The sequence below is a fragment of the Streptomyces sp. NPDC005576 genome, from assembly GCF_042871745.1.
In the GTDB taxonomy this organism is placed as follows: domain Bacteria; phylum Actinomycetota; class Actinomycetes; order Streptomycetales; family Streptomycetaceae; genus Streptomyces.
Window position 1 is genome coordinate 1 of the sequence record NZ_JBIAJC010000009.1, and the last position, 20,705, is coordinate 20,705.

A 20,705-nucleotide genomic window follows, 5' to 3' on the forward strand; every position below is an offset into this window, starting at 1 on the left:
GGGGGATGCCGTCGAGGGGGCGGGGGGTGGCGGTGAAGGACTGGAGGGGGGTGCGGAACTTGCCTTCCCAGTCCACGACGTCCTCGCGCCACAGTGTGTGGAGGAGGGCGTAGTTCTCGATGGCGAGCGGGATGCCCTGGCGGATGTCCTTGCCGAACCACGGGTAGACGGGGCCGGTGTTGCCGCGGCCCATCATCAGGTCGATGCGGCCGTCCGCGAGGTGCTGGAGGGTGGCGTAGTCCTCGGCGATCTTCACCGGGTCGTTCGTCGTGATCAGGGTGGTGGAGGTCGAGAGGATGAGCTTCTCGGTGCGGGCGGCGATGTAGGCGAGCGTCGTCGTCGGCGACGACGGGACGAACGGCGGGTTGTGGTGCTCACCGGTCGCGAAGACGTCCAGACCGACCTCTTCGGCCTTCTGCGCGATCGCGAGGGTCGCCTTGATCCGCTCGTTCTCGGACGGAGTCCGGCCGGTCGTCGGATCGGTGGTGACGTCCCCGACGGTGAAGATCCCGAACTGCATGACGCCCGCCTCCTGTGCTGTGGCTGCTTCAATGTTGTTGAAGCTTGAACTAACTGGTCCCACCCTACAACGGGGACCCCCCTCTGGCTATTCCGCCACCGGGCGGTCCGCGGTCGGAGGAGCGGCCGACAGCTCCGCCCGACACCGGACCGGTGCGTACGCTGAGGGCGAGGGGCGAGGGCCGCCGGGGCGCGGTGGACGCGGTGTACCCGGGCGCCACGCACCGGAGCGCGGGACGAAGGGAAACAGCCGTGAGCGAGAGCGAGAGCTGGAAGGAGCGCGGCGTCGCGCTGCGTGTCTTCGTGTACGTCTTCGCCACCCACGCCTTCGCGGGCTTCGTCTACCTGCTCTTCTACGTGGGGGACCACGCCCACAAGTAGCCGGGCGGACGAGCGCAACGCCACCGGGGCCGTGACGGGTCGATGGCGGGGGACGACCGGGCCGCAGCGCCCTTCGGTCCCGGGGCGCGCGGGTAGGTGCGCGGTACACTCGCCCCATGACCTCCGTACCGTGCCGGAACTGGTGGCGCTCCTCCTAGGAGCGGCACCCCTTCCGCACGGAACCAGGGCCGTTCGACACGGACGGCCCTTCTCCGTCCTCCCGTACGGCGCCCGTGGCGCGTACGGCAGGGACATGGATCAGCTTCACCGGCGGGGCCGTCCTCCACGCAGCCACATCCCGCGAGGAGAGATCCCATGACCACGATTCCGCCGACCGCCGCCCCCACGCCCACCGACGGCCCCGTCCCGGCCACCGGCTCCGGCGCGTCCGCCGCTTCCCCGCTGCCCGCGTCCACCGTGGCCGCCGCGCGCCGGCGCAGCGCCGAACTGGAGCGGGAACTCGCCGCCGACCCGGGCCGCTTCCGGGTGATGACCGGGGACCGGCCGACCGGCCCCCTCCACCTCGGCCATTACTTCGGCACCCTTCACAACCGGGTCCGGCTCCAGGACCTGGGCGTGGAGGTCTTCGTGCTGATCCCCGACTACCAGGCACTGACCGACCGGGACGTGGTCGACCGGCTCGCCGAGACGATGGAGGGACTGCTCCTCGACTACCTCGCCATCGGTATCGACCCGTCGCGATCGACGATCTTCAACCACAGTGCGGTGCCCGCTCTGAACCAGCTGCTGCTTCCCTTCCTCAGCCTGGTCTCGGTGGCCGAACTGGGCCGCAATCCCACCGTCAAGGACGAGATCGCCCACTCCCGCCAAGCGGCGGTGAGCGGCCTGATGTACACGTACCCCGTCCACCAGGCCGCCGACATCCTCTTCTGCAAGGGCAACCTCGTCCCGGTGGGCCAGGACCAGCTGCCGCACCTGGAACTCACCCGGACCGTCGCCCGCCGTTTCGGCGAGCGGTACGCGCCGGTCTTCCCGCAGCCGGAGGCGCTGCTCTCCGCCGCCCCGCTCCTGCTCGGCACGGACGGCGGGAAGATGAGCAAGAGCCGTGGCAACGCCATCACCCTCGGCGCCACCGCCGACGAGACCGCCCGGCTGATCAAGGGCGCGAAGACCGACGCCGACCGGACCATCTCCTACGACCCCGAGAACCGCCCCGCCGTCTCCAACCTCGTGCTGCTCGCCGCGCTCTGCCAGGACCGCGACCCGTACGAGGTCGCCGAGGAGATCGGCGACGGCGGCGCGGCGCTGCTCAAGCGGACCGTGACGGAGGCCGTCAACACCCGGCTCGCGCCCATCCGGGCCCGGCGCGCCGAGTACGCGCGGGACATGGGGTACGTACGGTCCGTGCTGCGTGAGGGGAACGCGCGCGCGAACGAGATCGCCGAACGCACCCTGGACGAGGTGCGGAAAGCCATGGGGACGCTGCGGTAGCCCGAGCCTGTGAGCCTCTGTCCCTCCACGCCGCGTACCTGCGTACCTGCGTACCTAGGCGGGCCGGTCGGGGCGGCGGGCCAGCGTGATGATCTCGCGGCTCGCCGCCGTGACCGGGGTACGGTCCCAGTCCCCGTATCTGCCTTCGATCAGGAAGCCCGCCCGGGCGAGGAGACCGTCCAACGCGGCCTCGTCGAGGAAGCGCAGGCGCGAGCGGTCCGTATGGAGCACGGTGGCGTCGGGGCCGGCACTCGCGGTCGTGCTCGTGAAGGCGACCACGCCACCTTCGGCCGACTCGACCTCGTGCCAGACGCGGAGCCCGCGCCCGGACGGGTACTCGACGGTGGAGGCATGGTCCGGAGTCCAGCTCTCCCAGGCGCGGGCGCGGGGGTGGCGGGTCTCGAAGGCGAACACCCCGCCGGGGCGCAGCGCGGAGTGGATCGCGTCCAGGGAGGCGCGCAGTTCCTCGTCGGTCACCAGACACTGGAACGCGTGGCTCACCATCGTCACCAACGTGAATCCGGACGGCTCGCCCTGCCGGTCGGGCCCGCCCACGTCCTGCCGGTCCGCGTCCGCCGCCGTGCCCTCGATCCATTCGATGTCGGTGCGGCGGCGGGCCCGGGCCAGGGCCGCCCGGTCCGGTTCGAGCCCGACGAGCCGGCCGGTGTGTCCTTGCTCCCGGGCCCGGACGAGCATCGCGCCGGTGCCGCAGCCCACGTCCAGGACGGAGTCCGCGTCGGCGAGCAGCGCCTCGTAGAAGGCGTCGGCAGGCCAGGCTCCGGGGTCCCAGGGGTTCAGCACGTCGTACAGGGCTGCGGCGTCCGCGTCCGAGAACATCGGCGCAGTGTGGCACGCCACGGAGAGGGCTGCCGGCCCCGCGTCACTTCGTGAGGAAGTCCAGCAGGTCCCCGGTGAACTTCTCCTTGTCGCCCGGTACCAGGGCGATGCCGTGCGAGCCGCCCTCGTAGACCTTCAGCGTGGCGTCCTTCACCAGCTTCGCCGTCTTGCGGCCGGTGGCGTCGATCGGGACGATCTGGTCGTCGTCCCCGTGCACGACGAGGGTGGGGACGTCGAACTTCTTCAGGTCCTCGTGAAAGTCCGTGGACGCGAAGGCGTCGACGCAGGCGACTCCGCCTTCGATGGTCTCGGCCATGGCCATGAACCAGAAGGCGTCCTGGTTGCCCTGGGTGGCTCTGGTGCCCTCGCGGTCGGCGGAGTGGAACCCCACCGCGGTGTCCTTCCAGAACTGCGAGCGTTCCGCCAGGATGCCCTTCTTGATGTCGTCGAAGACGCTCTGCGGGACGCCTTCGGGGTTGTCCTTCCCCTGGAGCATCAGAGGGGTGATCGCGGAGAGCAGGACGGTGGATCTGACCCGCCCGGTGCCGTACCGGCCGATGTACCGCGCCAGCTCGCCGCCTCCCATGGAGTGGGCGACCAGGGTCACGTCGCGCAGGTCGAGCTGGGTGATCAGGTCATTGAGGTCGTCGGCGAAGGTGTCGAAGTCGTAGCCGTCCCACACCGGGGTGGAACGGCCGTGGCCCCGGCGGTCGTGGGCGATGCCGCGGTAGCCGGCGTCCGCGACGGCTCTGAGCTGGTCCTGCCAGGCGTCGCCGTTCAGCGGCCAGCCGTGGATGAAGACCACCGGCCGACCGTGGCCCCAGTCCTTGTAGAAGATCTCGACTCCGTCGCGCGTGGTGCAGACGGGCATGTGCTTCTCCCTCTCCTGCGGTCCTGCCGTACGGGGGCAACACGGCCCATTACCGCATGACGGGAAAATCGGCGGGGAGCGTTCCTGGGCCGAACGGGTGAGGTGTACGGGCCGGGGTGGCGAGGAGAGCCGGGCCGGGGCATGGTGGGCCGGCGTCCGTTCGGGTGCGCACATGTTTCACGTGAAACGGGCCCGGAGCCCTCCGGAGGGCTCCCTGGCTCCGGGCCCGGCTTCGGCACCCGCAGATGTGTTCGGGCTTCGTTCAGCGCCGTCCGGCCGCCGAGCGCTGCCTGCGGAGCAGCTCGGCCAGCCCGCGCCGGGTCGCGGCGATCACCACCCGGTCCGCGGCCTGGAGTACGTACCCGGGCGGGAGATCCCAGATCAGTCCGGAGGTGCGCTGCTGCCTCCCTCGGGTGTCGTAGGGGGGTGGTGCGGCCGGATCGGGGACCCGTTCGCCGAGCGGGGTGGTGTCCAGGGCCAGTACCCGCCAGGCGCCGGCCCGGAAGGCCTGTGCGACGGTGTGGCCCTCCAGCTGCGGGTGGCCGCCCACCACCAGGGCGGCGAAGAGCATGACCTTCCGCTCCACCGGGACGGCGCCGAGGATCTGGCGGCCCATCATCGCCACGGCGAAGGAGGGGGCGGCCAGGTGGGTCACCGACCGGGAGCGGGTGGTGGCCTGCGGGTGGGCGGTGCGCAGGGTGCGGTAGACGATGGTCGCGAAGTCGTCGTCGTAGAGCCGGAGCGCCACCCGCAGGTCGGGCTTGATCGACCGGGCGTAGAGGGTCGCTTCGAGGTTGGTCGTATCGATGCTGGTCAGGGCGAGCAGCGCACGGGCCCGGCCGATCTTCGCCGCTTCCAGCACGCCCTCCTGGGTGACGTCGCCGATGACGGTCGGTACGTGCAGGGAGCGGGCCAGCGGGATGCCCCGGGCGTTCGGGTCCTCCTCGACGACGACCACGGGGATGCCGAGCTCCCGGAGCCGCACGAGGACTCGCGTACCGATCTTGCCCAGGCCGAGCAGGACCACGTGCCCGGAGAGGCCGCGGGGCGGGCGGCGCAGCGAGGAGGCGGTGCGCAGGGTGCCGAAGGCTTCCAGCACTGCCGCGATCAGCAGCGGCAGCAGGAGGAGCCCGGCCACCCCGGACAGAAGCTGGATGATCTTGCGTGCGGAGGGGGCCGTGGCCTCCGCCGGGTCCCCCATGGCGACGAGGTCGAGCAGGGTCAGGTACACGGCGTGCGGCGCACTGTCCCCGGTCGTCCGTACCGAGGCCACCGCCAGGCCGACGACCGCTGCCGCGACGCCCAGGGCCGACCAGCGCAGCCGCCGCGAGAACACCTGGCTCAGCGGGGCGCCCCTGCCGCCCATCCGGATGGCGGGCCGGTCCGGGCCCGACCGGCTGATGGTTTCCAGGACGATGGTGCCGCGCCCGGTCGCCGCCGCCACGGACCGCTCGTCGGGCAGCAGCCGCGGTCCTTCGTCGCCGCTGCTGTCGGAGCCTTCGGCGCCTGCCGGGTTGACGGTGGTGGACGAGAGGAGCGCGAGCGTGCAGAGTCCCGGGTCGGCTCGCTCGCCGGGGCCGGGAGGGGTACGTTCGACCGCCCGCAGCAGCAGCCCCTCCGCCTCGACGACCTTGCTGCTGCCGGTCAGCGCGGTGGCGGCGAGGGCCGGGGCGACCGTGTCGGCGTCGGAGAGGACCGTGGTGCTCGCGTCCAGCGCGGCCGGGTCGAGTCCGGGCGAGGCGACGGCCGCAGCCTGGTCGAGCAGCGTCTCCAGGTGGACGCCGAGCTTGCGGTTGTAGAGCCGGATCACCAGGCGCAGTCGGGGGTTGAGGCGTCGGGCGGTGAGTGCGGCCCGGATGTTGCGTTCGTCGTCCTCGTAGACGAGGGCGAGGGCGGCGGCCCGGTCGACGCCGGCGTCCTCCAGTGCGTCGTCGGAGGGTTCCGCCGCCTCCAGGATGAGGACGGGCTCCACCCCGGCGTTGGTGTCGCTGTCGCCCGATCCCACGCCGTCCAGGGGTGCGGGACCGACACCGTTGCGGCTCATCGCCGCGGACATCCGGCCGAACAGGGCGGAGGCGCGCGCCCGTTGGTTCATCGGGAGGTCGGGCTGTGCGGCGTCCGGGCCGGGCGGGATGATCAGGGTGACACGTTCGCCGTAGACGTAACGGAGCTCCACCGCGAGTCGTCGGGCCAGTGCGTCGTCGCCGCAGACGACCATGTGGCCCGATATCGGCGGGCGTTGGGAACGCTGCGGCTGCTGGGGGAGAGGGGACACAGAACCCAGCATGCCTTGCTCCTGTCGGGTCTGTGCGGGACTCGGTGATCCGGACGCGGTGCGTCCGTCGCTCGCGTGGACCGAGGAGGTGCGTGGAGGCGGGGAGTGCGCGCTGCTGCCGTGGTGGATGCCGCCGGACCGCCGGACTGCCGCACCGCCGGACCGCTGGGCTGCCGGGCGGTCCGTAGGCGGCGGGGAGAGGGCGGCGGGAGAGAGGAGACCCGTTACCGAGTCCCGTAGCGGGACCCGGTCGCGGGCCGTCCCCCCATCAATCCCCCGTCAGTACCCCCGTTGGCACCTGGTCGTTCCCCCGTGCGGTGCTGTACGGATCGTGGCAGCCGGAAGGGCCCCGGCGCACTGCCGGATTCCGGCAGTCATGGAGCGAGTGACTTGCCGGGCAGTGGCATGGACGGTTGTGAGCTACATATAGGTCAGGCGAGCACGGGGAGGGGAAGGGTCGATGGCGGAGTCGCGCATACCCATCGAGGCGCTGGGGAACTACGTCCGCGTCCTGGAGGAGGTGGCCGGGACGGGGCGGCGGTTGACGCACAAGGAGCTGGAGGAGCGTCGCGATCTGGGCCGGGAAGCCGCGGAATCCGGGGCGCAGTTGCGTGAACTGATCACTCTCCACCTCGCTCAGACCCGCGCCCACTGGCCGTGCGCGGTCCGGGGAGGCGCGGTCGCGACCGATGCGGTGCTGTTCGCCGTCGAGCAGGCCGTGGACGCCTTCGCCGAGGGCTTCGAGGGGGCGCAGCGACTGACGGTGCGCCGCGAGGAGGCGGCCCGCCGTGAGTTCATCGACGACCTGCTCTACGGGCGCAGCGACCTCGGCCGCCTCGCGGAGCGGTCCACCCGGTTCGGGCTGCATCTGTCGCGGGCGCACGCGGTCGCGGTGGCCGTGGGCCCGGAGGCGTACACCGAGACGGACGTGGTGCCGCGGGGCGTGGAGGCGGCGATGCTGGCCCGGTTCAGCGGTCGGGAGATCCTGCTGACGACCAAGGACGGCCGCCTGATCTGCATCGCGCCGGGCACTCAGCCGGACGTGCTGCTCCACTTCGCCAAGCAGGCCCACTCCGCGACCGGCGGTGGGCAGGTCGCCGTCGGCCGCCCGCACCACGGGCCGGGCGGCGTCGTCCAGTCGTACGACGAAGCTCTGGAAGCCCACGAACTCGCCGGGCGGATGGGGCTCGACGATCCGGTGCTGCACGCGGCCGATCTGCTGGTCTACCCCGTGCTGACCCGCGACCGGCAGGCCATGGCGGACCTGGTGCGCAGTCGGCTGGGTCCGCTCCAGAAGGCGAGGGGCGGCGCTGAACCGCTGCTGCGGACCCTTTCGGTGTACTTCGAATCGGGGTGTGTGGCGGCGGAGACGGCCCGACGCCTGTCGTTGAGCGTCCGGGCGCTGACGTACCGGCTGGAGCGCATCCACGAGTTGACCGGTTCCGACCCGTCCGACCCGGTGCACCGCTACACGCTCCAGACGGCCGTCATCGGCGCCCGGCTGCTGGACTGGCCGGCGAAGGAGCTCTGAGGGGTCCCGGTGGTACCCGGCGGCGACGGTGCGCCGGGCACCTGCCCGCCGTTCTCTCAGGCCCCGATGTCCCTGCGTCGGAGGTCGTCGAGGGATTCGCGGCGTACGAGCAGCCGTGCGGTACCGTCCGACACCGCGACCACCGGGGGCCTGCCGACGAGGTTGTACCCGGAGGCCATCGACAGGTGGTACGCCCCCGCCGCCGGTACGGCCAGCAGATCGCCCGGGTGCACGTCCCCGGGGAGTTCCACCGCTTCGGCGAGGATGTCGCCGGCCTCGCAGTGCCGGCCCACCACGGTCGTCAGCAGCCCGGGCGCGGTGGAGGCCCGTCCGACCAAGCGGGGCGCGTACCGCACTCCGTACAGCGCGGGTCGCGGGTTGTCGCTCATGCCACCGTCGACGGCGACGAAGGTGCGGGTGCCGGTCCGTTTGACCGCCAGCACCCGGTACACGGCGATGCCGGCCGGGCCGATGACCGCCCGGCCGGGTTCGACCGTCAGCCGGGGCACCGGCAGCATGGACCGGGCGCAGCCGGAGGCCAGTTCGGCGCGGATGCGGGAGGCGAGCGCGGGGATGTCGAGCGCTGGCTCCCCCGCCCGGTAGGCGATTCCGTGGCCTCCGCCCATGTCCAGTTCGGGCAGCACCACCCCGTGCTTGTCCCGGGTGCGGGCGAGGAGCCCCACCATCCGGCGGAGGGCGGCCACATACGGTGTGATCGAGGTGATCTGTGAGCCGATGTGACAGTGCAGGCCGACGAGTTCGAGCCCCGGCCGGCCGAGGACACGGTCGATTGCGTGCTGCGCCGAGCCGTCCATGAGGGAGAGGCCGAACTTCTGGTCGTCGGTACCGGTACGCACCGCCGCGTGTCCACCGGCCGAGATCCCGGGCACGACGCGGATCATGACGGGCCGGCGGGTCCCGTGCGGGACCAGGGCGGCGAGGCGGACGATCTCGGAGGTCGAGTCGAGCACGATCCTGCCCACCCCGAGTCGCACGGCGGTGCCCAGGTCCTCCGGGCTCTTGGCGTTGCCGTGCAGCACGATCCGCTCCGCGGGGAAGCCCGCGCCGACCGCGAGGAGGAGCTCGCCGGCCGAGCAGACGTCGAGCCCGAGGCCCTCCTCCCGGATCCACCGGACGACGGCCCGGCTCAGGAATGCCTTCGCCGCGTAGACCACGTCCGCCTCCTCGGGCGGGAAGGCGGCCCGGTAGGTCCGGCAGCGGTCGCGGACCTCGCCTTCGTCGAGCAGGTACAGCGGGGTGCCGAACCGTCCGGCGGCCTCGGACAGGGAGACCCCGCCCACGGTCATGTCCCCGTGCGGGCCGGGGCGTGCGGAGGCGGGCCAGACGTCCTGGGGGTACGCCTGCTGGGCCGGGGGGTCATACGGGACGGGGGCGGAGGGGGCGTTCGGGGTGGTGGTCATGGCGCGGTCCCTTCAGCGTCCGTGACGGACGAGCGCGGGAGCATCGGGGGCGGCCGGCGCGGCCTGCGCGGCGGTGGGGGGCACCGAGAGGTGCGGATCGGCGGCGCGCCGCGCGGAGAGCGGGGGATCGACGGTGAGGGCAGGGACGCCGAGCGGCGCGGCGAGCGCGCGCAGGGCGGTTTCGCAGAGGCGTACCCACTGCTGTCCGGTACCCAGCGTGGCGACGAGCCGTTGTTCCGAGGTGAACCCCACGGCGGTGCGCGCGCCGAGCGGGGTACGGAAGAACAGGGCCCGGACGCTCGACGGGCAGCGGACGGAACCCGGCCTGACGGGTACGAACAAGGGCCCGGCCGGGACGGACAGGAGCGGGGGTCCGGCCGGGACGGGTTCGAGGGGGTCGGAATCCGGCAGCGCGCTTTCCATGGTGCCTCCCAGCGTCGGCACGGGTCTCGGAGATGACCCGGCGGTTCGCCTTCGACGCTAAGTCCGCAGGCAGGAGGCGGTGCGGATGTGGGCCGGGCCCTGACGACGGCTTGACGCCGGACCGGGGTCACGTTGACGCGACCCTGATGCGGGTGTCTCTCCGCCCGGCCCGGGAAGCGCGGAAAGGGAGGCCGCGACGGTGAACGTGCCGGAGAGCCGCCAAGAGAAACGCCCCAGCCGTGGTGGCCGGGGCGCGTCGGGGTGGGGCTGGGTACCGCTGGGTGAGTCAGGGGTGGAGCGGGGGTGGGCGGGGTGAGCCGGAGTGGTTCGGCTCAGAGGTCGAACTCGTGCGGCGGCAGGTCGAGCGCGTAGCACGCCTCCCGGACCACGGCCTGCTCCGACTTGTCGAAGTCGCCGTCGGCGCCGCCGATGACGATGCCGATCTGGATGACCGCGCGCGCCTCGGCCGGCTTCTTCTTGGCCTTGGCGATCTCCTGGAGCACGGTGACCTTGCCGAAGGCGAAGTCCGCGGTGAGCTTGTCCACGTACGCGTTGAAGCGACGCTGGAGGTCGTCCGCGGGGAAGTTCTGGAGCACGCCGTTGCTCGTGATCAGCTGGGCGACACGCTGCCGCTCCGACGGGTCGATGGAGCCGTCGGCCGCGGAGACCAGGGCGCACATCGCCATGCTCGCATCGCGGAACGCCCCGCTCTTCAGGTCGTTCTTCTTCGCCTCCAGCTGCGTCTGCATCGTCGAGGCGGATTCCTTGATCCGGTCCCAAAGGGCCATGACGTCTCCATACGTTGCCTTGTGGTGCGTTGCCTGAACCGAAGCGAACTCTACAGACGTGTAGAACGTGATGCTCGCCCCGGCAGGCTTTGCCCCGGCAGGCTTTGCCCCGGAAAGACGGCTCAGTAGGATGCGGCGATCGCTGAGCAGTGCCCGGGGCCGCCCCGCCGTGACTGCGAGAGCTCGCGCGAAGGGCGGACATCGCATGGGAAACGCCGGAAGGCACCAAGACGTTCCGCCGGGGCGTGACGCCCCACCCGGACACGGTGCCGTGTCGGGCGGGGACGTTGCTCCCCGGGCGGCCCCGGACAGCGATGCGCCCTCGGGCGGCGGGCAGGGAGCCCGGCAGGACGCCTGGCAGGGCTGCGAACCGAGTGGCGAACCGAGGAGAGAACAGAGCGGCGGGCGCCTGCGCAGGCGCGGGCAGGGCGAGTTGGAGGCGCAGGTGCTCGCCGCGGTGCGGGCGGGCGGCGGCCCGGTGACGGCGGGCTGGGTGCGGGAACACCTCGAAGGCGGCCTCGCCCTGACGACCGTCATCACGATCCTCTCCCGCCTCCACGCGAAGAACGCGGTCACCCGCGCCCGCGCGGGCCGTTCCTACACCTGGACGAACGCTTCCGACGAGGCCGGTCTGGCCGCCCTGCGGATGCGCCGGGTGCTCGAAGGCGAACGGGACCGCGAGGCTGTCCTCGCCCGCTTCGTCTCCGCGCTCAGCCCCGGCGACGGGGAACGCCTGCGCGCGCTGCTCTCCCTGGCCGATCCGGCGGCCCCGGACGCGAACACGACGAGTGGGTCCGCCGAGCAGGCCGGGCCCGCCGCGCCCGTCGTGCCCGCAGGGTTCGCCGGTTCGGCCGGCTCCGCCACGCCTGCCGGGTCGGCCGAGCGGGCCGAACCGTCCGATCTCGGCGAACCCTCCATCCCCGGTGACCCCGGCCGCGCGCCGGGGAACCGGTGACGGCCGGCGGGACGTCGAGGGAGCGATGGGCATCTTCGTCTACCTGCCACTCGTCCTGCCGCTGACCGCGCTGCCGGTCGCACGGCTGGCCGCACACCATCTGCACCCGCGCAGCGCGACCCGGCTGCTGGCCGTCGCGGGTACGACGCTCGCGCTCTGCAGCACCCTCTGCCTGGCCCTGCTGATGGTGATCGGTACGGCCCAGCTCCCCGGCAACCCCTTGCCGGACGGCTGGTCGGACCCCCAGGTCAGGGCCGCGCTGCCGTACGAGGACCGGACGGGCCTGGTGGCCATCGGGGTTCTGGCCGCGGTGGTGGCCGCTTGCGCGACGACGCTCGTGCGCCATGTACGTACCCGGGCCGCCGCAGCCCGCGCGCTGAACACGCCGGGGGCGTCGGGTGGGTCGGGGACATCCTGGTCGACGGCGGGCCGGGGTTTCGAGGTGAGCGTGGTGGAGTCCCCCACCCCCTACGCGTACGCCCTCCCCGGTGGTCCGAGGGGCGGTACGGGACGGGTCGTCGTCTCCAGTGGCCTGCTCGGATGTCTCGAACCCGTCGAGCAGCAGGCCCTGTTCGCCCACGAGCGGGCGCACCTGGCGGGGCGCCACCACCGCTACCTGCTGCTGACGCAGCTGTCCGCGCGCGCCAACCCGTTCCTGGTGCCGCTGCGTACGGCGGTGGCGTACAGCATCGAGCGGTGGGCCGACGAGGAGGCCGCCCGGGCGGTCGGCAGCCGCCGCGCGGTGGCGCGGGCCGTGGGCAAGGCGGCGCTGGTCTCGGCCCGAGCGCCGTACGGGGGTCCGGCCGCCTTCGCCGGGGCAGCAGGGCCCGTACCGCGCCGGGTCGCCGCCCTCCTCGATTCCGCCCCGGCCTCCCGCTTCTGGCCCCCTTCCTCGGCCCACCTGCTCCTCGCGGCGCTGACGGCGCTGGTGGGCACGACGGTGTCGGCGCTGTCGTCGGTGAACGCCACGGTGGCGCTGGTCCGCATCCTGCACGCGGCGAACTCGTTGTAGGCGGAGACCGACGGCGGAGACCGACGGGGGAAACCCGCAGGTCGGGTGAAGGCGGCGCGCCGCGGGCGGTACACAACTGTTGCTGTGTACGGGAACGATGACAGCGGTGTCGTGGGTCCAGGACTTCCGGGCCGACGGCCCTCCGGATGGCTCATAGTGATCACACAGCGGGTTACGCACCGGGCCGTCCGGCCGGCGCGCAGAGCAGGTCCCCCACCAGATCACCGGCAGACCGAGGAGACGTCTCTCCACGGACGCCCTTCCCACGGGAGCATCACCATGGCTTCGGCCCTCCGCACCAAGACCGCCGTCCTCGTCGCCGCCGCCTTCGCGAGCACCCTGCTCCTCACGGCCTGTCAGGGCAGCGACTCCGACACGGCTTCGGACACCGGCGCGAAGGACACGAGCACCGGCGCCCCGGCGGACACCACGCCCTCGGCGACGGCTTCGGCGCCGCAGGACGCACCGTCCGCCACCGCAGCCGCTTCCGACGGTGGCAGCAGTTCGAGCGGTGGCAGCGCGACCTCGGGCGGTACCTCGGCTTCGGACGACCCGGAGACGGTGATCGAGGGCATCGACCAGGGCAAGGGCGTCAACGGCACCTGGAACGGAAAGGTGCGCTTCCTCGCCCCCGGCAAGTACACGGTTGTCCGACCGGACGGCATCGAGCAGCAGTTCTTCGTGTCCGAGGACACGGACATCGAGGGGACCGGCGACATCTGCGGTGTCGAGGACGGCCAGGCCGCGATGCCGTGCAGCGAGGAGATGCTGGAGGCCGCCACCAAGGGAGACGGTGTGGCCGCCGAGGTCGTCGTCGTGAACGGCATCGCCAAGAGCATCGTCGACAACCACTGACGCACCGCACCGCACCGCACCGCACCGCACCGCACCGCACAGCACGCACGGCACGGCACCACACCGTACTTCCCGCGCCGCGCCACGAGGTCTCCCGCTCTCCGTCCGCAGCCATCGGCTGTTCCCGGACGAGGAACGGGAGACCTCGTGGTGTTACGGGCCCGACCCGCAGCGCGTCAGCGGGTGGCGCGTCCCGGTGTCGGAGCGTCCCGGTATCGGGGCGTCAGTCGCGGCCCTCGCCGGCGTGTTCGGGCGTGAGGTCCTCGTGCGTGGGCCGTACGGCGACGGCCGTGGTGGCCTTGCCCTCCCGCACCCGACCGCTGTCCCCGGTACCGGTACCGATGGCGGTGCCCGTGCCGCCGGCTGTACGGGTACCCGCACCGCGCATCGCCTTGATCCGGCTGACGGCCGGCTCCGTCCAGCGGGCGGTGAGCGGGCCGAGGATGACCAGGATCAGTACGTACGCGGTGGCGATGGGCCCGATGCGCGGCTCGGTCGCGACGGCCAGACCCGCGATGACGATGGAGAACTCGCCGCGCGCCACGAGCGTGCCACCCGCCCGCCACCTGCCGCGCGACTTGATGCCGGCGCGACGGGCCGCGTACCAGCCGGTGAAGATCTTGGTCAGCATGGTGACGACGGCGAGCAGCGCGGCGGGGAGCAGCACCGGCGGGATGTCGGCCGGGTTGGTCGAGAGCCCGAAGAAGACGAAGAAGACCGCCGCGAAGAGGTCGCGCAGCGGCGTCAGCAGCTTGCGCGCCCCCTCGGCGACCTCGCCGGAGAGCGCGATGCCGACGAGGAACGCGCCCACCGCAGCCGAGACCTGGAGTTCCTGGGCCAGCCCGGCGACGAGCACGGTCAGACCGAGGACGACGAGGAGCAGCATCTCCGGGTTGTCGGAGGAGACGGCCCGGCTGATGAGCCGGCCGTGGCGCAGTGCCAGGTAGAGGACGAACCCCACGGTCCCGAGCGCGATCAGCAGCGCGATGCTTCCTCCGGCGAGGCCGACCCCGGCGACCATGGCGGTCAGCAGCGGCAGGTACACCGCCATCGCCAGGTCCTCGATGACGAGGACGCCGAGGATGACCGGCGTCTCCCGGTTGCCGAGGCGCCCCAGGTCCGTCATCACCTTGGCGATCACACCGGACGAGGAGATCCAGGTGACCCCGGCCAGCGCGACGGCCCCGGCGGGTCCCCAGCCGAGGATCAGCGCGGCGACGGCGCCGGGGGTCGCGTTGAGGACGAAGTCCACGAGGCCCGAGGGGTACTGCGTCTTCAGGCTCGTGACCAGCTCGGAGGCGCTGTATTCGAGCCCGAGGAGGAGCAGTAGCAGGATCACGCCGATCTCGGCGCCGACCGCGGTGAACTCCTCACTGGCGCCGAGTGGCAACAGCCCTCCCTCGCCGAACGCCAGCCCGGCCAGGAGGTAGAGGGGGATGGGCGAGAGCCCTATCCGGCCGGCGAACCGCCCGATGATGCCCAGCCCGAGAATGACGGAGCCGAGCTCCACCAGCAGTGCGGTCATGTCGTGCACGATCAGCCCTCCGCAATGATCTCGGAGAGCGCGTCGACGCCCTCACGCGTACCGACGACGACGAGCGTGTCGCCGATGGCCAGCCGGAAGTCCGGGCCCGGTGACGGATGCGCACTGTGCGTCCGCAACACCGCCACGATCGACGCCCCCGTACGGGTCCGCGCCTGCGTGTCCCCCAACACCCGCCCGCCGTAGGGCGAACGCGACCCGAGCGGGATGTGCTCGGTCACCAGGTCGATGCCCTCGGTCCGTACGGCGTCGATCGGCGCGGCGTCGATGAGGTGGGCGAGCGCGGTCGCCTCCTGCGTCGTCAGGGGTACGGAGAGGCGGCACGAATCTGGGTCGTCCTGCTCGTAGAACCCGATGAACCGGCGCCCGTCGTGGTGGACGACGACGGAGATGTGCTGGCCCGACTCGGTGATGAAGTCGTACTGAGCCCCGACTCCGGGCAGCGTGGTGCGGTGGGTTCCCATGGCTTCCTCCCGAGTGGCACGCCGGTCCGTGTGGCGCCCCTTGTCAACTCTTGGTGATCTCTTTACCTTTCAATACCTTAACGCGATCCATACGCGTGATCGGGAGTCGGGGGAGGGGACGGGGTGTAAAGGGGTGGCGGCGGGGTGTTGTGAGGGGACCGTGTCTCGACGCCCGGGAGGGGCGGTTGTGAGTGCCCTGTCGGACAGGGCGGAAGCGGCGAGGGTGGCCCGGAAGGCGGCTGTCGCCGGATGAACCAGCAGGTCGGGAGGAGTGCTCCCGCGTGGGCGGGGACAATCCCGAGTCGGACTGCTTCACCGCCGTCACCGACCGGCGCTCCCCGCGCGTGCGCGGATGGGCCCCCGCTTCCGTCGGCGGTCGGGGTGGCCGCACACTGCGGGCATGAACGACATGAGCGCCGCCCCCGGCAGCCGCATCCGGGGCACCACCGAGGCGGCGGTTCCACCCCTACGGTCGGGTGAACTGCTCGGATACCCGCCCGGGGAGCGCCTGCTGATCGTCAACTGCGACGACTTCGGGATGTACTCCGCGATCAACGAGGCGGTGGTGGAAGCGATCGAGCAGGGCATCGCGGGCTCGTGCAGCCTGATGGTCCCGTGCCCGGCCGCACCGGACGCGATGCGGCGGCTGCGTCGACGGCCGGAGATCTCGTTCGGCGTGCACCTGACGATGGTCTGCGAGATGCCCGGAACCCCCTGGGGCCCGATGGCGGGAGGGGAGAGGGTGCCGTCCTTGCTGGACCCGGCGGGCAGACTCTTCGCGCCCACCCCCGAGGGGCGGGAGATGCTCCTGGGCCAGGCGCGGATCGAGGACGTGGAGCGGGAGTTCCGGGCCCAGATCGACGCTGTCGCGGACGTCGGACTCGTCCCCACGCACCTGGACTTCCACTGCCTCGCCGACGGTGGCCGTCACGACATCTTCGACCTCACCGTGTCCCTCGCCGCCGAGTACGGCCTCGCCGTCCGCGCCTGGCTGGCCCCCGCACGTGAAGCCCTGCGCCGGCGTGAACTGCCCGCCAGCGAGAACGACTTCCTGGACAGTTACTCCCTCCCGCTCGACGGCAGAGCGGCCCGGTACGCGCAGCTCCTGCGCGACCTGCCTCCCGGCCTCAACGAGTGGGCGATTCACCCGAGTCTCGGCACCCAGGAGTCCCGGGCCGTGGACGAGGGCTGGCGCGTGCGACGCACGGACTACGAGTTCCTGGTCTCGTCGAAGGCGCGGCAGGTGCTGGCCGAGGAGAGCATCCGGTTGGTCGACTACGCGGAGGTACGGCGGGTCTGGCGGGAAAGGGATCGCGGGGGTCTCCCGGGACACTGAGCCCATGGGGTGCTGAGCCCACGGATGCCGCTCGCTTCCGCCCGCGCGGAACAGAAATTACTAATGTCCGATCAATTGCTGCCTCAAGCGATCATTACCGGCAGATCGCATTTCCGGGGCGGCAGAGCTGGGTAGCTTCGTGTCCGGTCCGGGGGGTGCTGGCTGCCGCCCGCCTACGGGAGTTCTTTCACCGGGCACGCCCCTTTGTGGGCCCAGTCGGCATCGCCGGGGGGGCGAGAAGGGAAGCAGCGGCCCGCAAGGTTGGGGAGGAAGAATCATGGCTGACGTTGACCTCGGTGTGGCGACCAGCTGGGACGAGGGGGAGTACCACGGCCGTATCAAGCTGCAGCAGAACAGGGCCTATCCCAACTCGCCGGAGCAGGACGTTCTGATCACCAGCCCGAACAGCATCGAACTCGTGATGAACGGCAACCACAGCTCCTCGCAGGAAGCGGACAAGATCTACTTCACGACCTACCACGGCTCCGCGAGGAGGGTCGTCGCGGTGCTCGACTCCGACGGCAACCTCTCGATCGCCGGAAAGCTCACGACCGACCAGAAGTACCTGACCAACTGACCCTGCCCCACTGGGGACTCGGGATCATTCCGCTGTCTCCGGGTGCTCCCCGCGCGTGCGGGGAGCACCCTCGGGGCTCGTGACCACCCGAGCAACCTCGCGCGCGGGCGGGGCCGTCCCTCTGTACTTCGCCCCTGCGTAATCCGCTCCCGCGCATGACGGCCGAGTGCATGACGGCCGAGTGCATGATGACCGAGCGCATTTCGGTCGTGCCGTACCGGACGCTTCTTCTGTGAAGGCACGACAGCCATCCTGTCCGGCGGAGGGATAAGAAATCCGCCGGACACCGACCTCCACCAACTCCGACACACCGAAACTAAGCTGCGACGACCTACTGGCTACGTTGCTCCGCTCCCGCCCCCGTCGGTACGTGGCTCGCGGCGCGGGCACGTAGCTCCTCCACGCCCGGGACCTTGCGGTACTTGTCGAGGCGGGTGCGCATGTCCTCGGTGGCTTCGGTGACCTTGACGGAGCGGATGCCGTCGGCGCAGTCGAGGAAGTCCGTCCAGGTGGCGAGCGCGGCGTCGAGGTGGCCTCGGCGGAGGTGGATCTGGCCGAGGTCGGCGAGGATGATGGCGCGGCTGCGGCGGCGGTCGATGCCGTGGATCTCCAGCGACTCGCGGAGGTGGCCGGTGGCGCTGTCCAGGTCGCCGAGGCGGGCGAGGATCATGCCGGAGTGGTGGGCCCAGCGGCCGATGCTGAAGTGGGAGGCCCAGGATTCTCCGGGGGCGGCGTCGGGAGTCTTCTCGATCGCGGTCTGGGCCGCGGTGAGGGCCCGGGTGGCGAGGCGGTGGTCGCCGTCGAGGGCGGCGGCGTCCGCGAGGGTGATCTGGAAGTACGACGTCGCGCGCGGGTCGTCCAGCGCCTTCGCGCTGTCCACGCACCGTTCGGAGAGACGCAACGCCATCGCGCCGTACTTCGGTCCGAGTTCGATCGCCTGAACGGCCAGCCCGCGCAAGGCGGTTGCGGCGAGTTCGGTCTCATCGGCGGCGACGGCGAGGCCGTAGGCGTGGGCGTAGTACTGCTGGCCCATGCCCTGGTTGCCCTCGTCCTGGGCCATCCACCCGGCGAGGTGCACGAGTTGGGAGGTTGCCGCGAACAACTTCCTGCCGATCGCCTCGGTGTAGGTGCCGTCGAGCCAGGGAGCGACGTCCTCGGTGAGGTAGCGGACGGCGAGGTGTCGGGCGTGTCCACCGCCGAGTTCGGCCGCGGTGTCGCCGAGGGCGCGGGTCATCTGCCGTACGGCGGCGACCTCTCCGGTGCCGACGCGTACGCCGCCGACGCGATTGGTCCGCCGGGTGACGCTCTCCGGGTCGGGCAGGTTCAGAGCGCCCAGAGCGTGGGCGCCCGAGGCGGCCAGGAAGTTTCGCCGAAGCACGTCGTTCCTCCCCAACTCGACGACTGACGCCACGGTATCGAGCGCCGCAAGGGGGCGGGAGGCGGATCGTTGAGCGGGTACGGACGGCGTGGGGCGCGGCGGGGCGGTGTCCAGACCGAGTACGTCGGCGATGTACGGGAGCCAGTAGTCCGGCTTCCGGCGGCCGGCCATCCAGCGCCGTACCGACTGGCGGTCGAGGCCGTTCGGCCCGCGCCCCTCGGCGATTCCCAACTCCCGGGCGAGTTTGGTCGGACCCCAGCCACGTGCCGCGCACGCCTGGCGGATCAACTCGCCGATCTCCTGGGATTCGGGCACCTTGCGCTCACTCCTCTCACCAGGGCGGTCCTCCCGGCCTGGCCTACGCGGGACTACATGTGGCCCACAGCCTGGCATCTCCTCACTGTGCGTGTTCACAAGTTCACTGAACGGCATCCCTCCGGGAGTTCAGATCCACCCTTCGCACAGAAAGAGGTGAGTCCGCGATGAGCTCAGCCAGCGAAGTCAGCGAAGCCGGCGGCAACAACGGGACGAGCGGAAGCAACAGGCCCAGTGGACCCAGTGGAGCCGGAGGATCCGGAGGGGGCGGGGGAGCCGGAGGGGCTGGGTACCGTCCGGTGGCGTACGGAGTCCCCCCGTACGTCGGTACGCCCGTCACGGGTGTGCCGGTCAACCGCGCGGATCTGGCCGCAGATGTGCAGCTGGCCCTCGACCTCGCCCGGGGGCGGGCGACCGGCGAGGCGGCGGATGCCTTGCGGGCCCGCCTGCGCCGCGCCATCGTCGCGTACGCGCCGTTGGCCGACGCGTACGCCGCCCAGCTCGCGGACTCCCGGGCGCGGGAGATCGTCACGCACATGGTCTGTCATGCGTGGGCCGTTGCGCAGGATCCGGGGCAGGACCCGGCGGTCCATCTGCGGCTGCTGGCGAAGGCGGTGGATCACCTCGCGCGGTACGCGGCGGCGGCACGCCACATGGCCCCCACCGACACGGACTCGGGGGCCTGCTGACCGGCGGGTTCTGGCTCACTTTCCGTGAAGCGTGCACGCGTGCACGCGTGCGTCCTGCGTGACTGTGGGGTACCGCTCTACCGTCCGAAGGGACAGGGTTCCGGCCGGCAGAGCCGCTGTCCCCGGCGCTCGTGGCCGGGGCGGGGTCAGCGTTGCGCGGGCTCCGCGTCCGCCCCGCGCTGCCCGCAGTGCGGGCAGCGTTCACGGCCGTCCCATGCGGACCAGCCGAAGTCGGTCGGAGTGAGGGCTGGGCCCTCCAGCTCGTTGCGGACGGCCTCGCGGTAGGCCCAGACGGCGTCCAGGTAGGGGTGGTAGACGTCGTGGAACGCGGGGGTCGAGATGCCGGCGCCCGCGGCGACCGTCCTGCGAAGGGCACGAAGGCGTTCGAACATGGTCTGGCCCGTGCCCGCGATCCGGGCGCTGGCGTCGAGGAAGAGACGCTCGCGCACCTCGTAAATGCGGGCGTTCGTCAATGCCAGGCGGCTTGCTTCCTCCAGGTGGGTCGCCTCGGCGCCGCTCTGCGCGAGGCGGCGCAGTTCGGTGTGGGCCACGCCTGCCGCCGCTATGAACTCCGTATAGACGTCCCGGCGGCGCGCCTGAAGGCCGCGACGGTGTTCCTGACGGATGCGCAGGCGGTCGGCCAGCACCGTGCCCGCTATCGCGATCGAGCCGCCGCCCAGTGCGGCGATCAGCGTTCCCCATTCCACAGGTGTCCCCCCGGTCGGTGTCTCGGAAGGGCGCGCACCCCGCGCCGTCCCCTCCAGCAGATCATGCCCGCCGACCGGCCGGCCGAGTACGCCTCGGCTTGATGTCCGCCCCGGGTCTGCCCCCCCGGAAACGTGATGCTCGGTCAGCTCCGTACGGAAAGTCAGCCGGAACCCGGGGCAGGACCACACCACCCTCGGCGATCGTGCTGCCGTCGCCGCAGGCCGTGCGCCTGCGCCAAGTCGCCGTCCGGCGGCCACACGAACAGGCGCCCGGCGGCTTTGCCATTCCTTTACAACCCGGGGTGCCGCTGCCTCGTCTCTTCGCGTGTTCCGTTTCCCGGCCCATCCGTTCCGGTGGGCCGACGACGAAGGAGAG

Annotated in this window: 20 protein-coding genes; 9 read left to right on the top strand and 11 right to left on the bottom strand. The window is 71.8% G+C overall.

Annotated features, from left to right (window positions below; all coding sequences use genetic code 11):
• Positions 1-520 (bottom strand): LLM class flavin-dependent oxidoreductase (locus ACFYPN_RS17175; RefSeq protein WP_389299019.1); only part of this gene is annotated, 520 nt, incomplete at its 3' end.
• Positions 521-771: 251 nt separating this feature from the next.
• On the opposite strand from ACFYPN_RS17175, the gene ACFYPN_RS17180 reads away from it, so the two are divergent.
• Positions 772-900, top strand: a complete 129-nt coding sequence (locus ACFYPN_RS17180; RefSeq protein WP_358761443.1) for a DUF6126 family protein — start codon at positions 772-774, stop codon at positions 898-900.
• Between the two features lie 315 nt (positions 901-1,215).
• Positions 1,216-2,352, top strand: a complete 1,137-nt coding sequence (gene trpS, locus ACFYPN_RS17185; RefSeq protein WP_389299022.1) for a tryptophan--tRNA ligase — start codon at positions 1,216-1,218, stop codon at positions 2,350-2,352.
• A 54-nt stretch (positions 2,353-2,406) separates the two neighbouring features.
• Here the strand turns inward: trpS and ACFYPN_RS17190 are convergent, their stop codons facing one another.
• From ACFYPN_RS17190 to ACFYPN_RS17200, 3 genes are all read right to left on the bottom strand, one after another.
• On the bottom strand, positions 2,407-3,189 hold the full coding sequence (locus ACFYPN_RS17190; protein ID WP_389299026.1) for a class I SAM-dependent methyltransferase: 783 nt from the start codon (positions 3,187-3,189) through the stop codon (positions 2,407-2,409).
• A gap of 43 nt (positions 3,190-3,232) precedes the next feature.
• Positions 3,233-4,060: an alpha/beta hydrolase gene (locus tag ACFYPN_RS17195; protein WP_358761441.1), complete on the bottom strand. Its 828-nt coding sequence runs from the start codon at positions 4,058-4,060 to the stop codon at positions 3,233-3,235.
• 262 nt (positions 4,061-4,322) lie between these two features.
• A complete protein-coding gene (locus tag ACFYPN_RS17200) occupies positions 4,323-6,347 on the bottom strand; it encodes an NAD-binding protein (RefSeq protein ID WP_358761440.1) in 2,025 nt (674 codons plus the stop codon).
• Positions 6,348-6,795: 448 nt separating this feature from the next.
• Here ACFYPN_RS17200 and ACFYPN_RS17205 point away from each other — a divergent pair, with 448 nt between their 5' ends.
• Positions 6,796-7,866: a helix-turn-helix domain-containing protein gene (locus ACFYPN_RS17205; protein WP_358761439.1), complete on the top strand. Its 1,071-nt coding sequence runs from the start codon at positions 6,796-6,798 to the stop codon at positions 7,864-7,866.
• Between the two features lie 56 nt (positions 7,867-7,922).
• Here ACFYPN_RS17205 and lysA read toward each other — a convergent pair whose 3' ends face one another.
• From lysA to ACFYPN_RS17220, 3 genes are all read right to left on the bottom strand, one after another.
• Positions 7,923-9,287, bottom strand: coding sequence for a diaminopimelate decarboxylase (lysA, locus tag ACFYPN_RS17210; protein ID WP_389299031.1), 1,365 nt, complete (start codon positions 9,285-9,287; stop codon positions 7,923-7,925).
• 12 nt (positions 9,288-9,299) lie between these two features.
• Positions 9,300-9,710 (bottom strand): SAV_915 family protein, encoded by a 411-nt coding sequence (locus tag ACFYPN_RS17215; protein WP_389299034.1) that lies wholly within the window; start codon positions 9,708-9,710, stop codon positions 9,300-9,302.
• A gap of 332 nt (positions 9,711-10,042) precedes the next feature.
• Entirely contained in the window at positions 10,043-10,498 is a 456-nt protein-coding gene (locus tag ACFYPN_RS17220) for a TerB family tellurite resistance protein (protein WP_358761436.1), read from the bottom strand.
• A 271-nt stretch (positions 10,499-10,769) separates the two neighbouring features.
• On the opposite strand from ACFYPN_RS17220, the gene ACFYPN_RS17225 reads away from it, so the two are divergent.
• The 3 genes from ACFYPN_RS17225 to ACFYPN_RS17235 all read left to right on the top strand — a co-directional run bounded on the left by ACFYPN_RS17225 (position 10,770) and on the right by ACFYPN_RS17235 (position 13,320).
• Positions 10,770-11,453: a BlaI/MecI/CopY family transcriptional regulator gene (locus tag ACFYPN_RS17225; protein WP_389299037.1), complete on the top strand. Its 684-nt coding sequence runs from the start codon at positions 10,770-10,772 to the stop codon at positions 11,451-11,453.
• Between the two features lie 25 nt (positions 11,454-11,478).
• The gene (locus tag ACFYPN_RS17230; RefSeq protein WP_389299040.1) at positions 11,479-12,465 is read left to right on the top strand and encodes a M56 family metallopeptidase; all 987 of its coding nucleotides are present in this window, start codon (positions 11,479-11,481) and stop codon (positions 12,463-12,465) included.
• 279 nt (positions 12,466-12,744) lie between these two features.
• Entirely contained in the window at positions 12,745-13,320 is a 576-nt protein-coding gene (locus ACFYPN_RS17235) for a hypothetical protein (RefSeq protein WP_358761434.1), read from the top strand.
• A 223-nt stretch (positions 13,321-13,543) separates the two neighbouring features.
• On the opposite strand, the gene ACFYPN_RS17240 is transcribed toward ACFYPN_RS17235, so the two are convergent.
• Both ACFYPN_RS17240 and ACFYPN_RS17245 read right to left on the bottom strand, forming a co-directional pair.
• Positions 13,544-14,854: a cation:proton antiporter gene (locus ACFYPN_RS17240; protein WP_389299043.1), complete on the bottom strand. Its 1,311-nt coding sequence runs from the start codon at positions 14,852-14,854 to the stop codon at positions 13,544-13,546.
• Between the two features lie 2 nt (positions 14,855-14,856).
• Positions 14,857-15,327 carry a TrkA C-terminal domain-containing protein gene (locus tag ACFYPN_RS17245; RefSeq protein WP_358761432.1) on the bottom strand — a complete coding sequence of 157 codons (471 nt, stop codon included), beginning with the start codon at positions 15,325-15,327 and terminating at the stop codon, positions 14,857-14,859.
• 400 nt (positions 15,328-15,727) lie between these two features.
• Between ACFYPN_RS17245 and ACFYPN_RS17250 the strand changes: the two genes are divergently transcribed.
• Positions 15,728-16,663 carry a polysaccharide deacetylase family protein gene (locus ACFYPN_RS17250; RefSeq protein ID WP_389299046.1) on the top strand — a complete coding sequence of 312 codons (936 nt, stop codon included), beginning with the start codon at positions 15,728-15,730 and terminating at the stop codon, positions 16,661-16,663.
• 277 nt (positions 16,664-16,940) lie between these two features.
• A complete protein-coding gene (locus ACFYPN_RS17255; protein WP_358761431.1) occupies positions 16,941-17,240 on the top strand; it encodes a DUF6342 family protein in 300 nt (99 codons plus the stop codon).
• 331 nt (positions 17,241-17,571) lie between these two features.
• Here the strand turns inward: ACFYPN_RS17255 and ACFYPN_RS17260 are convergent, their stop codons facing one another.
• The gene (locus tag ACFYPN_RS17260; RefSeq protein ID WP_389299049.1) at positions 17,572-18,933 is read right to left on the bottom strand and encodes a tetratricopeptide repeat protein; all 1,362 of its coding nucleotides are present in this window, start codon (positions 18,931-18,933) and stop codon (positions 17,572-17,574) included.
• Between the two features lie 299 nt (positions 18,934-19,232).
• Between ACFYPN_RS17260 and ACFYPN_RS17265 the strand changes: the two genes are divergently transcribed.
• Positions 19,233-19,622, top strand: a complete 390-nt coding sequence (locus ACFYPN_RS17265; RefSeq protein WP_358761429.1) for a hypothetical protein — start codon at positions 19,233-19,235, stop codon at positions 19,620-19,622.
• A gap of 146 nt (positions 19,623-19,768) precedes the next feature.
• Here the strand turns inward: ACFYPN_RS17265 and ACFYPN_RS17270 are convergent, their stop codons facing one another.
• The gene (locus tag ACFYPN_RS17270; protein WP_358761428.1) at positions 19,769-20,329 is read right to left on the bottom strand and encodes a CchlQ; all 561 of its coding nucleotides are present in this window, start codon (positions 20,327-20,329) and stop codon (positions 19,769-19,771) included.
• Positions 20,330-20,705: the final 376 nt, after the last annotated feature.

What these genes read in the sequence shown, in the direction of transcription:
- ACFYPN_RS17255 (WP_358761431.1), top strand. Translation starts at nt 16,941, where the DNA reads ATGGCTGACGTTGACCTCGGTGTGGCGACCAGCTGGGACGAGGGGGAG.
- ACFYPN_RS17230 (WP_389299040.1), top strand. Translation starts at nt 11,479, where the DNA reads ATGGGCATCTTCGTCTACCTGCCACTCGTCCTGCCGCTGACCGCGCTG.
- ACFYPN_RS17205 (WP_358761439.1), top strand. Translation starts at nt 6,796, where the DNA reads ATGGCGGAGTCGCGCATACCCATCGAGGCGCTGGGGAACTACGTCCGC.
- ACFYPN_RS17195 (WP_358761441.1), bottom strand. Translation starts at nt 4,060, where the DNA reads ATGCCCGTCTGCACCACGCGCGACGGAGTCGAGATCTTCTACAAGGAC.
- lysA (WP_389299031.1), bottom strand. Translation starts at nt 9,287, where the DNA reads ATGACCACCACCCCGAACGCCCCCTCCGCCCCCGTCCCGTATGACCCC.
- ACFYPN_RS17220 (WP_358761436.1), bottom strand. Translation starts at nt 10,498, where the DNA reads ATGGCCCTTTGGGACCGGATCAAGGAATCCGCCTCGACGATGCAGACG.
- ACFYPN_RS17200 (WP_358761440.1), bottom strand. Translation starts at nt 6,347, where the DNA reads ATGCTGGGTTCTGTGTCCCCTCTCCCCCAGCAGCCGCAGCGTTCCCAA.
- ACFYPN_RS17250 (WP_389299046.1), top strand. Translation starts at nt 15,728, where the DNA reads ATGAACGACATGAGCGCCGCCCCCGGCAGCCGCATCCGGGGCACCACC.
- trpS (WP_389299022.1), top strand. Translation starts at nt 1,216, where the DNA reads ATGACCACGATTCCGCCGACCGCCGCCCCCACGCCCACCGACGGCCCC.
- ACFYPN_RS17235 (WP_358761434.1), top strand. Translation starts at nt 12,745, where the DNA reads ATGGCTTCGGCCCTCCGCACCAAGACCGCCGTCCTCGTCGCCGCCGCC.
- ACFYPN_RS17190 (WP_389299026.1), bottom strand. Translation starts at nt 3,189, where the DNA reads ATGTTCTCGGACGCGGACGCCGCAGCCCTGTACGACGTGCTGAACCCC.
- ACFYPN_RS17245 (WP_358761432.1), bottom strand. Translation starts at nt 15,327, where the DNA reads ATGGGAACCCACCGCACCACGCTGCCCGGAGTCGGGGCTCAGTACGAC.
- ACFYPN_RS17215 (WP_389299034.1), bottom strand. Translation starts at nt 9,710, where the DNA reads ATGGAAAGCGCGCTGCCGGATTCCGACCCCCTCGAACCCGTCCCGGCC.